8 protein-coding genes are annotated in these 13001 nt (G+C 72.0%); 2 read left to right on the top strand and 6 right to left on the bottom strand.

Features of this window, described 5'->3' with window-relative positions:
- Positions 1–90: 90 nt before the first annotated feature.
- The 5 genes from ffh to ACFY12_RS00585 all read right to left on the bottom strand — a co-directional run bounded on the left by ffh (position 91) and on the right by ACFY12_RS00585 (position 8174).
- The gene (ffh, locus tag ACFY12_RS00565) at positions 91–1641 is read right to left on the bottom strand and encodes a signal recognition particle protein (RefSeq protein ID WP_390713501.1); all 1551 of its coding nucleotides are present in this window, start codon (positions 1639–1641) and stop codon (positions 91–93) included.
- A gap of 272 nt (positions 1642–1913) precedes the next feature.
- A complete protein-coding gene (locus tag ACFY12_RS00570; RefSeq protein ID WP_390713502.1) occupies positions 1914–4469 on the bottom strand; it encodes a [protein-PII] uridylyltransferase in 2556 nt (851 codons plus the stop codon).
- Positions 4470–4576: 107 nt separating this feature from the next.
- Positions 4577–4915, bottom strand: coding sequence for a P-II family nitrogen regulator (locus ACFY12_RS00575; protein WP_390713503.1), 339 nt, complete (start codon positions 4913–4915; stop codon positions 4577–4579).
- A complete protein-coding gene (locus tag ACFY12_RS00580) occupies positions 4912–6252 on the bottom strand; it encodes an ammonium transporter (RefSeq protein ID WP_390713504.1) in 1341 nt (446 codons plus the stop codon). Before ACFY12_RS00580 ends, ACFY12_RS00575 begins: the two co-directional genes overlap by 4 nt.
- A gap of 446 nt (positions 6253–6698) precedes the next feature.
- Positions 6699–8174 carry a hypothetical protein gene (locus ACFY12_RS00585; protein ID WP_390713505.1) on the bottom strand — a complete coding sequence of 492 codons (1476 nt, stop codon included), beginning with the start codon at positions 8172–8174 and terminating at the stop codon, positions 6699–6701.
- A gap of 498 nt (positions 8175–8672) precedes the next feature.
- Here ACFY12_RS00585 and ACFY12_RS00590 point away from each other — a divergent pair, with 498 nt between their 5' ends.
- Positions 8673–9341 carry a bifunctional DNA primase/polymerase gene (locus tag ACFY12_RS00590; RefSeq protein WP_390713506.1) on the top strand — a complete coding sequence of 223 codons (669 nt, stop codon included), beginning with the start codon at positions 8673–8675 and terminating at the stop codon, positions 9339–9341.
- A 253-nt stretch (positions 9342–9594) separates the two neighbouring features.
- Here the strand turns inward: ACFY12_RS00590 and ftsY are convergent, their stop codons facing one another.
- The gene (gene ftsY / locus ACFY12_RS00595) at positions 9595–10833 is read right to left on the bottom strand and encodes a signal recognition particle-docking protein FtsY (protein ID WP_390713507.1); all 1239 of its coding nucleotides are present in this window, start codon (positions 10831–10833) and stop codon (positions 9595–9597) included.
- Between the two features lie 659 nt (positions 10834–11492).
- Between ftsY and ACFY12_RS00600 the strand changes: the two genes are divergently transcribed.
- Positions 11493–12977 (top strand): purine-cytosine permease family protein, encoded by a 1485-nt coding sequence (locus tag ACFY12_RS00600; RefSeq protein ID WP_390713508.1) that lies wholly within the window; start codon positions 11493–11495, stop codon positions 12975–12977.
- Positions 12978–13001 lie beyond the last annotated feature (24 nt).

A 13001-nucleotide genomic window follows, 5' to 3' on the forward strand; every position in this document is an offset into this window, starting at 1 on the left:
CGGTAGCGGCGGGCCGACGGCCCCGGGCGCGCCCGAGCCCCCGGCCATGGTGGTGGCCAGGGGCTCGGGAAGCCGGGTGTCGCAGCCGGCTCAGTTCATGAACTTCTTGAATTCATCGGGAAGTTCGAAGTTCTGCGGGCTCTGCTCGCCGCCCTGCGGCAGACCCAGCGGGTTGCCGGACTGAGCGGCCTCGCGGCGGGCGGCCGCGGCCTCCTCCTCGGCCTTGCGCTTCATCGGGTTGCCGCTCTTGCGCTTGCCCTTGGCCTGCTTGACCTGCTTCTTCTTGCGGGAACCGCCTCCCATGCCCGGCATGCCGGGCATCCCGGGGATGCCGCCGCCCTGGGCCATCTTCGACATCATCTTGCGGGCGTCGAAGAACCGCTCGACGAGGTTCTTGACCATGCTGACGTCGACACCGGAACCCCGGGCGATACGAGCCCGCCGCGAGCCGTTGATGATCGTCGGGTCCTGGCGCTCGCCCGGCGTCATCGACTTGATGATGGCGGCGGTGCGGTCCACCTCGCGCTCATCGAGGTTGTTGATCTGCTCCTTCATCTGGCCCATGCCGGGCAGCATGCCGAGCAGCTTGGAGATGGAGCCCATCTTGCGGACCTGCTCCATCTGGGCCAGGAAGTCGTCGAGGGTGAACTCCTTGGGGCCCTTCGCCAGCTTGGCCGCCATCTTCTCGGCCTCTTGCTGGCTGAAGGTCTGCTCGGCCTTCTCGATGAGGCTGAGCATGTCGCCCATGCCGAGGATGCGGGACGCCATGCGGTCCGGGTGGAACGCGTCGAAGTCGTCCAGCTTCTCGCCGTTGGAGGCGAACATGATCTGCTTGCCGGTGACGTGCGCGATGGAGAGCGCGGCACCACCGCGGGCGTCGCCGTCGAGCTTGGAGAGGACCACACCGTCGAAGCCGACGCCGTCGCGGAACGCCTCGGCGGTGTTGACCGCGTCCTGACCGATCATCGCGTCGACGACGAACAGGACCTCGTCGGGGCCGACGGCGTCGCGGATGTCCGCGGCCTGCTGCATCATCTCGGCGTCGATACCGAGGCGGCCGGCGGTGTCGACGATGACGATGTCGTACTGCTTGGTGCGCGCGTACTCGATCGAGTCCTTGGCGACCTGGACCGGGTCGCCGACGCCGTTGCCCGGCTGGGGCCCGTAGAAGGCGACGTCGGCGCGCTCGGAGACGACCTGGAGCTGGTTGACGGCGTTCGGGCGCTGGAGGTCGCAGGCGACCAGCAGCGGGCTGTGGCCCTGGCTCTTGAGCCAGCGGCCGAGCTTTCCGGCCAGGGTGGTCTTACCGGCACCCTGGAGACCCGCGAGCATGATCACCGTCGGCGCCTGCTTGGCGAAGCGGAGCCGGCGGGTCTCGCCGCCGAGGATGCCGATGAGCTCCTCGTTGACGATCTTGATGACCTGCTGGGCGGGGTTCAGCGCCTGGGAGACCTCGGCGCCCATGGCGCGCGTCTTGACCTGCTTGATGAAGGCCCGGACGACGGGGAGGGCGACATCCGCCTCCAGCAGCGCGATGCGGATCTCGCGCGCCGTGGCGTCGATGTCCGCCTCGCTCAGGCGGCCCTTGCCCCGGAGGTTTTTGAAAGTACTCGCCAAGCGGTCGGAAAGCGTATCGAACACGGCGGTCGTCGATCCTCGGGGTCGGGGGCAGGTGCAGTCGGGTTCTAGGGTATCCGGCCGGGCAAGCGAACCGGTCCGGGGCGGCCGGGCCGGCGGCGGGCGGGCCGGCGAGCCGGCTGGGGGAGGCGTGCCCCTAGGGGGTGGTCGAACAGATCCCCTAGGGGGAGCGGGGGCCCCTTGCAGGCCACAAGGTGAGGATGACGGGAAGTATTCCCACTGCTACGTCAGCATTCCCGCGGCATTCCCGCGGCATTCCCGCAGCATTCCCGCTGCTAGGTCAGCGCGGCCTCCACCGCTGACGCCACCTCGTGCGCTGCCGCCTCCGTCAGAGGCTTCCCGTCGGGCGACGTGACGTAGAAGGCGTCCACCGCGTTCGCCCCCAGCGTGCTGATGTGCGCGCTGCGGACCATGACACCGGCCGTCTCCAGGGCGCGGCCGATGCGGTGCAGCAGGCCGTGCGCGTCCTGGGCGCGGACCTCGATGACGGTGGCGGTGCGGGAGCTGCCGGTGGCGACGGTGACCTGGGGCGGCGGGGCGAGGGCGGCGCGGGAGCGGCGGGCGTAGGCGCGTTCGCGTTCGGCGAGGCGGGCCGGGACGTCCAGGGAGCCGTCGAGGGCGCGGACCAGGTCGGCGCGGAGCCGGCCGGCCTCGGGCAGCGATCCGTACTCGGCGGCCACCCGCCAGCTCAGCAGCAGTACCGGGCCCGCACCGAGGGGGTCGAGGAAGAGCAGGTCGGCGGCGCGTACGGTCAGGCGGTGCAGGGCCAGCACACCGGCCGCGGCGGGCAGCACACCGGGCCGGTCCGGTACGGCCATCACCAGCTCGACACCGACCGGCTCCTGGTCGGGTGCGCCGTCCCCGGCCGCCCCGCTCCCCGCTGCCCCGCTCCGGGCCCCGGCGGGCGGCTCGGCGCCGGTGTGCGGCGCCAGGACGCCGGTGTGCAGGGCCAGGACCGGGCCTCCGGTGCGGCCGGCCTCGACCGCCAGCCGTTCCTGCTCGGCGGTCGGCCCGGCGGCGCGCGCCGCCGGCTCCGGTTCCCCCGCGAGCCGGGCGCCGACCCGTTTGACCAGGTCGGCGACGAGCCCGGCGCGCCAGGCGCTCCAGGCGGCGGGCCCGGTGGCCAGCGCGTCGGCTTCGGTCAGGGCGTGCAGGAGCTCCAGGGTTCCGGTGTTGCCGACCGCCTCGGCGACCGCGCCGACGCTCTCCGGGTCGTCCAGGTCGCGCCGGGTGGCGGTCTCGACGAGCAGCAGGTGGTGCCGTACGAGGGTGGCGATCACCTCAGTGTCATGGGTGCCGAAACCGAGCCGGGCCGCCATATCGCGGGCGAGGGTCTCGCCGGCCACCGAGTGGTCGCCGGGCCGGCCCTTGCCGATGTCGTGCAGCAGGGCGGCGATCAGCAGCAGGTCGGGGCGGTGCACCCGGCGGGTGAGGGCGGCGGCGCGTACCGCCGTCTCGACGAGGTGGCGGTCGACGGTCCAGGTGTGGACGGGGTTGCGCTGCGGGCGGCAGCGGACCCGCTCCCATTCGGGCAGCAGCCGGGTGACGATCCCCTCGGCCTCCAGGGCCTCCCATACGGGCACGGTGCACGGGCCGGCGCCCAGGAGGGTCACCAGTTGTTCCCGGGCCTCGGCGGGCCACGGTACGGGCAGCGGACGGGCGGCGTACGCGGTGGCGCAGCGGCGGATGGCGTGGGTGGCCAGCGGCAGCCCGGCCTGGGCGGCGGCGGCCGCGGCGCGCAGCACCAGCACCGGGTCCCGCTCGGGCCGCGCGGTGCGGGCCAGCACCGCCTCGCCGTCGAGCTCGACGACGCCGTCGGCGAGCGGTGAGCGCTCTCCCCCGGCCATGCCGGAGGTACCGGTGGCGCGGCGGGTGAGCAGGCCGCGCAGTACGGGCCGGACGGAGCGGGCGCGCAGTACCCGGCCGACCTCGCGCCAGGTGACGTCGGCCGCGTAGGAGATCGTGCGGGCGGCTTCGTAGACCTGCCGCAGCAGGGCGTCCGCGTCCGGCAGGCCGAGGGCCTCGGCGACCTGGGCCTGTTCCTGGAGGGCGAGCCGGTCCGTGGCGCGTCCGGTGGCCAGGTGCAGGGCGTCGCGGGTGTCGAGCAGGCGGGTACGGGCGGCTTCCAGGCCTTCGCGGGGGGCGTCGGCGAGCCAGGACGCGGCGACGGCGCGGAGCGCGGTGGCGTCGCGCAGGCCTCCCCTGGCCTCCTTGAGGTCCGGTTCGAGAAGGTACGGGAGTTCGCCCTGCCGCTCGGCGCGCTCCTGGCACAGGGCGTGCAGCTCCGGCAGCCGCTTGGGGGCGCTCGCGCGCCAGTCGGCGTACGCCGCGGCGCGCAGTCCGGCGCTGAGCCCGGGGTCGCCGGCCAGGTGGCGGGCGTCGAGCAGGCCCAGCTGGACCTTCAGGTCGTCGCGGGCGGCCTTGCGGGCCTCGGCGACGGTGCGTACGGAGTGGTCGAGGGCGAGGCCGAGGTCCCAGACGGGGTACCAGAGGTGATCGGCGAGCGCGGCGAGGGCGCGCGGGTCGGCGTGTCCGTCGTGCAGCAGCACCAGGTCGAGGTCGCTGCGCGGGGAGAGTTCGCCGCGCCCGTAGCCGCCGACGGCGACCAGGGCGGTGCCGGACAGCCCGGGCGCGGTGGCATGCCGGGTCAGCAGGCCGGCCAGCCAGTCGTCGGTCAGCCGGGCGAGGGCGGCGCGGCGCTCGGGTCCGGTGGGCGCCGGATCCTGGAGGAGCCGCAGCCGGGCCGCGGGGTAGCCGCCTTCCGGGGCGGGCTCGTCCTCCGGGCGCGGCGCTCCGGCCGGTTCTGCCGTTTCCTCGACGCTCTCCGTCAACTCCGGTGCTCCTTGGTCGTGTTGTCCCCCGCGTCGTTGGGTCGTTCCCCCGCTGCCAGGGCTCCGGCCTCCGGGGCTGCCGCCACGGGACCGGAGCCTCGCTTCGGCTACAGGGCGTCCGGCCCGCGCTCGCCGGTCCGCACGCGTACCGCGTTCTCGACGGGCAGGGTCCACACCTTCCCGTCGCCGATCTTGCCGGTGCGGGCCGTCTCGACGATGAGGTCCACCAGCTGCTCGGCGTCCGCGTCCTCGGCCAGGACCTCGATGCGGATCTTGGGCACCAGGTCGACGGTGTACTCGGCGCCGCGGTACACCTCCGTGTGCCCGTGCTGCCGGCCGTAGCCACTGGCCTCGGTGACGGTCAGACCGTGCACCCCGAAGCCCTGCAGGGCGTTCTTCACCTCGTCCAGCCGGTGCGGCTTGATTACCGCCGTGATGAGCTTCACGCGTCCACCTTCTTCGTCAGGGCCTCGCCGAGTGCCGGTCCCTTGCGGGCGGCGCTGCCGCCGCCGGCACCGGTGAAGTCGTACGCGGTCTCCGCGTGCGCGGCCTGGTCGATACCGGAGATCTCGTCGTCCTCGCTGACCCGGAAGCCCATCACCAGGTCGATGGCCTTGGCAAGGACATACGAGACGACCAGGGAGTACAGCAGCACGCAGACCACACCGACGCTCTGCTTGCCGAGCTGGGCGAACCCGCCCCCGTAGAACAGGCCCTTGGCCTCGCTCTGCACCCCGCCGGTGGCGAACAGGCCGATCAGCAGCGATCCGGCGACCCCGCCGACGAGGTGGACTCCGATCACGTCGAGGGAGTCGTCGTAGCCGAGCCGGTACTTCAGGTTGACGGCCATCGCGCAGAGCACACCGGCGATCACCCCGATCGCGAGGGCGCCCAGGGGGCTGACCGAGCCGCAGGCCGGGGTGATGGCGACCAGTCCGGCGACCGCGCCGGAAGCCGCGCCGAGCGTGGTGAAGGAGCCGTGCCGGAGCTTCTCGTACGCCAGCCAGCCGAGCATCGCGGCGGCGGTGGCGGCCTGGGTGTTGACGAAGGCGACCGCGCCGACGCCGTCGTCGTTGCCGAGCCAGGAGCCGGCGTTGAAGCCGAACCAGCCGAACCACAGCAGTCCGGCGCCGAGCATCACCAGGGGCAGGCTGTGCGGCCGCATCGGGTCCCGCTTGAAGCCGATGCGCTTGCCGACGACGAGGAGCACGCCGAGGGCCGCCGCGCCGGCGTTGATGTGGACGGCCGTCCCGCCGGCGAAGTCGATGACCTCCAGCTTGAAGAGCCAGCCGCCCTCGCCCCACACCCAGTGGGCGACGGGGAAGTAGACGACGGTGACCCACAGGGCGATGAACAGCGCCCAGGCGGTGAACTTCACCCGGTCCGCGAGGGCGCCGCTGATCAGTGCGGGGGTGATGATCGCGAACATCAGCTGGAAGGCCGCGAAGACGTAGACGGGGATGGTGCTGGTGCCCCACAGCTGGGTCAGGCCGATGCCGCTGAGGCCGGCGAAGTCCCCGTCCCAGCCGATGAAGCCGCCCTTGTCGGTCCCGAAGGCGAGACCGAAGCCGTACAGGATCCACAGGACGGTGACGATGCCCAGGCTGATGAAGCTCATCATCAGCATGTTGAGCACGCTCTTGACCCGGACCATACCGCCGTAGAAGAAGGCGAGCCCGGGGGTCATGACCATCACCAGTGCGGAGGCGATCAGCATGAACCCGGTGTTGGCCGGACTCAGCTCCGCCTTGTCTGCTGCGAGCATCAGGATGCCTGGGGGCATCGGCGTCTCCTCGTCGTCGATGCGGCCCGTGCGGGCGTGATTCTGGTGGGCCGACTTCGCGAAGAGGTTGTCGCAGGGTGGTTTCGGCCAAACCTTGCCGGTGTTTCAGCGCAGTGACGAACCCGCCGCCGGTGTTACGCCGCGGTGAATTCCCCGCTCGCCGCCACACCACCCGGACACCCCACGGAAACCCCTCCATTCGCCCACCCCACAGCAACCGTCAATCGAGCCCCCCACGGCGGCCGGCCACCTCCGCGAGAGCGGCGCCGGTTCAGGCGCAAAAGACAGCCCGGCCGCGGCTGCCCGCCCGTGCGACCTGGCAGGGGGGGAGCCGAGTCGGGCTGTACGGGGCGGCGGCCGCGGCCGGGGGTCTTGGGGCCGTCGGGCGGCGAGCGTCGGGGCCTGGGGTACGTGGGGATACGGGTGCCCGGGGGTACGGGGTGCGGTCAGACGGCCTCCGCGGTCTCCGGCATCTGACGGGCGAGTGCCTCGGTGAGCCGGCCGACCTCGGCGACACCGCCGAACTCCCGGGCGGCGGTGTCCACGGTCTTGCGCAGCCGGGTGTTGACCCGCTCCGAACGCACCTGCCGGGCGAACGGGATGGCCTTCTGCGCCATCTCCGCGCAGGCCTCCGGCTCCTTCTGGAGCAGCCGTACGGTGGCCATCCCGATCAGGTTGAGCGCATACGACCGCTGGTGCTCGGGGTCCTTGCCGAACAGTTCCACGGCCCGCGCCATGACCGGCTCGGCGAGCGAGGCGTAGGTGGGGCTGCGGCCCGCGACGTAGGCGAGATCGCGGTAGGAGTGGGCGTTCTCGGCGTTCAGCTCGGCCTCGGAGAAGAAGCGGATCCAGTCCGGCTCGGGCTCGCCGGGCGCGACGTCGGAGAAGGTGTCCTCGGCCATCCGGACGGCCCGCTTGACCTTGCTCGGCTGGCCCATCCCGGCGTAGGCGCGGGCCTCCATCGCATACAACATCGCCTGGGTACGGGCGGTGGCGGTCTCCCGGCCGCCGTACTGGGCGAGGTGGATCAGCTCCAGCGCGTCGTCCGGCCGGCCGAGGTGGATCATCTGCCGGCTCATGCTGGAGAGGATGTACGAGCCCAGGGGGCGGTCGCCGGCCTCCTTGGAGGCGTGCAGCGCCAGCACGAAGTACTTCTGCGCGGTCGGCTGGAGCCCGATGTCGTAGCTCATCCAGCCGGCGAGCTGGGCGAGTTCGGCGGCGACCTTGAAGAGCCGCCGGGAGACCTCCGAGGGGTGCGACTCCTGGAGGAGGTCGGTGACCTCGTGGAGCTGGCCGACGACCGCCTTGCGCCGCAGCCCGCCGCCGCACTGGGCGTCCCACTGGCGGAACATCGCGGTCGTCGACTCCAGGAGGTCCAGCTCGGGCTTGGAGAGCCGGGTGTGCCGCCGGACACGGTCGGGCTCCTCCGGACCGCCCCGGCCCGCGGGGACCGGCACCAGCCAGCGCTGCATCGGCTCGATGAGGCTGGGCCCGGCGGCCAGCGCGAGGGAGGTACCGAGGAAGCCGCGGCGCGCCAGCATCAGGTCGCTGCGGGAGAACTCGCTGATGAGACTGACGGTTTGGGAGCCGGCCCAGGGCAGGTCGACGCCGGAGACGGAGGGCGACTGGCGTGCGGGGCGCAGCCCCAGCTCCTCGATGCCGACCACGCAGCCGAAGCGCTCGGAGAACAGCTCGGACAGGATCCGGGGGATGGGTTCGCGGGGCTGCTCGCCGTCGAGCCAGCGGCGCACCCGCGAGGTGTCGGTGCTGATGTGATGGGCGCCCATCTGGCGCGCCCGGCGGTTGACCTGTCGCGCCAGCTCGCCCTTGGACCAGCCGCTGCGCATGAACCACGAACCCAACTGCGCGTTGGGCTGCTTGACGGCGTCCGTGCCGTCGGTGCCGCCGCCGTTCCCGCCCACTGGAAGCCCCTCCCGGTCGCTGCCTCGGTGTGATGCCCGGTGCCCGCTCGGCACCGCTCGCCGTGAACCCCCCGCGGACCGGCGCCCGTTGCCACGCCTGCCCGGGGTACATCTACCCGATCACGGATTCCGGGCACACCTTTTGGCCTGCGCTCGACCGGTGCGTTGCCATCGGCATAACCGTGCGAATGATGCCTCTTCAGAGTTCGTGCACCGAAAGTAATCCTACGATCACGCCCCCCGCGAGGGCGATTACGGAAACGCCACCATTCGCCACCCCTTCGAATGAACTCCCGGGCCGGGACTCGCGATTGACTTGACACAGGTCGAGCACGGCCGGGCGGAACAGAGCACTCGGGGGCTCATGACGTGCACCGCACCACCCCGGCACACCACGTCGCACCACCGCCACCGCGGGCCGTCGACGGAGCGTGAACGGCGCCCGTCGTCAACCCGCCGACTCGTAACCACCGGCACACACCACCCGTTGGAGGGGGCATGGGCTTCACGATCGGCGGCATCCGGGAGATGCGATCCGCCTCCCGGCGGCGCGGCCGCTCGACCGAGATCACGGCGGTGGCGGAGTACACCGGACTGTGGGGCTGGGACGTCGTCCCCGGCGCACGCGCGGTGCGCGCCGGCAGCGGCCGTACGGAGTGTTCCTGCGGCGCCGCCGGCTGCGCGTCCCCCGGCGCCCACCCGCTGGCCTTCGCCACGGAGCTGCCGGCCGGCGCCACGCTGGAGAAGGCCGCCGCGGTCTGGGCGGAGACCCCGGGCGCCGCGGTCCTCCTCCCGGTGGGCCGGTCCTTCGACGTCCTCGACGTACCGGAGGCCGCGGGCCGCAACGCGCTGGCGCGCCTGGAACGGATGGGCCTGCCGCTCGGCCCGGTGGCCGCCGCCCCGACCGGGCGCGCGCTCTTCTTCGTCGCGCCGGGCGCGGCCGCCGAGCTCCCCGCACTGCTCTACCGGACGGGCTGGGACGACGCCACGCTCGACCTGCGCCCGCTGGGCCCGGGCGACCACCTCACCGCGCCCCCGTCCGACCACGGCGGCAGGGGCCCGATGCGCTGGCTGCGCCCGCCCACCCTGGACACGGCGGGCCGCCCGCCGCAGGCACGGCTGGTCGTCGGCACCCTCGCCTATGTGTGCGCGCGGCTGTGCGCCTGACCACGTACGCCGTGGCTGTGCGCCTGATGACGTGCGCCGCGGCTCCGTGTGCTCTGCCGCTGTCGTCGGCATGCCCTGGGTCGACATGCCGCTGTGTCGACATGCCGCTGTTCCGAGGCCTCCCGTCTCGACCGGGGGCCCGTCCCGGGTGACGGGCGCCTCCCCCGCCCGTCCCCCTCCGCGTACGACATCGGCCCCTGGTACCCGCGTGCGGGCGGGACCGGGGGCCGAGGGTGGCCGAGCGGGACCGGGCTCAGTCGATAAGGGCGTCAATGAACGCCTTCGGCTCGAACGGGGCCAGGTCGTCCGCGCCCTCGCCCAGGCCGACCAGCTTGACCGGGACGCCCAGTTCACGCTGGACGGCGATGATGATGCCGCCCTTGGCGGTGCCGTCGAGCTTGGTGAGCACCACACCGGTGATGTCCACGACCTCGGCGAACACCCGGGCCTGCACCAGACCGTTCTGACCGGTGGTGGCGTCGAGGACGAGCAGCACCTCGCCGACCGGACCGTGCTTCTCGACGACCCGCTTGACCTTGCCGAGCTCGTCCATCAGACCGGTCTTGGTGTGCAGCCGGCCCGCGGTGTCGATCAGCACGACATCGGCGGACTCGGCGATACCTTCCTTCACCGCGTCGAAGGCGATCGACGCCGGGTCGCCGCCCTCGGGCCCACGGACGGTACGGGCGCCGACGCGCTCGCCCCAGGTCTGCAGCTGGTCCGCGGCCGCGGCACGGAAGGTGTCGGCGGCACCGAGGACCACGGACTTGCCGTCGGCGACCAGGACCCGGGCGAGCTTGCCGGTGGTGGTGGTCTTGCCGGTGCCGTTGACGCCGACGACCATGACGACGCCGGGGATCTCGTCGCCGCCGTTGCCGATGCCGTTGGCGGTGTGCACGGTGCGGTCGAAGTCCGGGCCGATCAGGGCGAGCAGCTCCTCGCGGAGCAGTTCGCGCAGGTCATCGGGGGTGCGGGTGCCGAGGACCTTGACCCGCTCGCGCAGCCGGTCGACCAGCTCCTGGGTGGGCGTGACGCCGACGTCGGCGGTGAGCAGGATGTCCTCGATCTCCTCCCACGTCTCCTCGTCGAGGTGTTCGCGGGAGAGCAGGTTGAGCAGGCCCTTGCCCAGGGTGTTCTGGGAGCGGGAGAGCCGGGCGCGCAGCCGGACCAGCCGCCCGGCGGCGGGCTCGGGAACCTCGATCTCGGGCGCGGCGGGCGCCTCGGGCTCGGCGGCCGGTGCCTCCGCCACGGGGGCCTCGGGGGCCTCGGCGGTGGGCAGCGCGACTTCTTCGATGGTGCGACGTTCCTCGTCGCGGGGGGTCTCGGCCTCCTCGCCGACATGCGGTTCGGCGGGGGGCGCGGTAACGGAGGGCTTGGGGGCGGCCGGCGGAGACGGCGGCAGCTGCTTCTTCTTGCGGCCGCTGACGACGAGCCCGGTGATCGCGCCGAGCGCGAGCACGGCGATGACTACGGCAAGGATGACGAATTCCATAACCCCTCCAGTATCGACCAACCGCTGCGCCTGTCCGCTGCGCCTGTCCGCTGCGCTTGGCCGGCTTCCCACGTTGTCGGCCGTCCCGCCGTGCTCGTTGCTCGCCGTTGCGCCTGCGGCGGGCGTGGGTTTGTCGGGCGCGGGTCCGCTCCTCCGGACTTCGTCCTGCGGAGCGGCCCCTCCCGGGAGTGGGAGGAAAAACGGTGAGTGGGGGCGTGCGTGGTGGTCCATTGCCCGCACGTAAGGGATGACGTACACCCCCATTTGTCTCTTCCCACAATCCACGGGAGGGGGCGGACCGCAGAACGAAGTTCGGAGGGGCGCACCCGTGACGTACAGCCCCGCGCAGCGGTAACGGCCCGCCGCCAAGCGAAACGGCGGGACAGCCAAAAACGAGCAGTGCGCCGCGACGGGCGCAACGGCGAAACGGAGGTACGGCGCCGCAGCCAAAAACGTGGGAGGCAAGCCAAGCGCAGCGGAACGATGGGAAGAAAACCCAACGGCCCACACCGGAAGAAGTTGGATCAAAGTACGATGGTCTACGGCCTCGCAACGCGCGTAGAGTCCTGGCAGTCGATTTCTGGCCAGGCACCAGAGCCGCTGCCTGCACCTCCTCCCCGGGGGTGCCCCCAGATCCCCGCACGGAGACACCTGCACCCATGGGCACCAGCACCACGTCCGCGTCCACTCCCGTATCCGAAGGCGCCGTCGAGACCCGCGGCATCGAGCCCGTTCCCGATCACGAGCGCCGGGGCCGCGTCCGCGAGCTCTTCCCCACCTGGGTCGCCGCCAACATCAGCGTGTTGTTGCTCACCATGGGCGCCTCGCTGGTGATCAACAACGGCCTGAACCTCTGGCAGGTGCTGGTGGTGGCGGCCATCGCGTCCACCGTCTCCTTCGGCATGGTCGGCGTGCTGTCGGTCTCCGGTAAGTGGGGCGGCGCTCCGGGCGCGATGCTCTCCCGCGCGGCCTTCGGCGTGCGCGGCAACTACTTCCCCGGCGCGATCCTGTGGGTGGCCCGCTTCGGCTGGGAGACGATCAACGCGGTCACCGGCGCGTACGCCATCCTGACCGTGCTGGACCTGGTCTTCGGCATCAAGGCCAACAACGTCCTGATCGTCGTCACCCTGCTGGCCTTCGTCGCCTGCACGTTCCTGGTGAGCGGCATGGGCCGCAAGGCGCTGAACCTGTGCAACAAGTACTCCACGTACCTCTTCAGCGCGATCAGCGTGGTGGTGCTCGGCTATCTGATCGTCGAGATGCCGTGGAGTGACATCCTCCACAAGTCGCCGGGCAGCGCGGCCCTGATGATCGCGGGCATCGGCACCATCGCCGCCGGCGGTATCAGCTGGGTCCCCACCGGTCCGGACTTCGCGCGCTACCTCCCGCACGCCGCCTCCGGCAAGAAGATCGTCGGGACCACCATCTCCGGCGCGGCCCTGGTGCTGGTCCCGATGGTGCTCATGGGCGGTGTGATGGCCGTCTCCAACCCGGAGCTGGCCAACCAGAACACCGACCCGATGTCGTTCCTCGGCCAGGCCCTGCCGCGCGCGATCGCCATCCCGTACCTGATCACCGCGCTGATCGGCATGATGCTGATCAACAGCCTGTCGATGTACTCCGCGGGCTTCACCGCCCAGACCATGGGCGTCAAGCTGCCGCGCGCCCTGGCGGTCAGCATCAACGCGGTCATCAGCCTGGTGGGCGGCCTGTTCATGATGCTGGTGGCCAAGGACTTCATCGGCCAGTTCATCACCTTCCTGACGCTGCTCGCGGTGTCCTTCTCCGCCTGGATCGGCGTCTACGGCATCGACATGGCCCGCCGCCGCAAGCTGGCGGTCCGGTACGACGCCGAGAGCCTGATGAACACCGGCCGCACCAGCCGCTACTGGTACCACGGCGGCTTCTGCTGGCAGGCCATGACCGCCTGGTCCGTGGCGCTGATCGCGGGCCTGTGCTTCACCAAGGTCCAGTGGTTCACCGGCCCGCTGGCCACCACCTGGATCGGTGAGCACGGCCTGGGCTGGGCGGCCACGATCGCCCTCTCCGCGGTGATCTTCGCCGTACTGCCGACGCCCAAGGAGTCGGAGCCGGCGCCCGCGGCCGAGCCGCGGTCCGACCGCCGGCCGGTCGAGGTCGACTGACCCCCGCAGCCCCCGGCCCCGACC

Source organism: Streptomyces sp. NPDC001339 (genome assembly GCF_042895955.1).
In the GTDB taxonomy this organism is placed as follows: domain Bacteria; phylum Actinomycetota; class Actinomycetes; order Streptomycetales; family Streptomycetaceae; genus Streptomyces.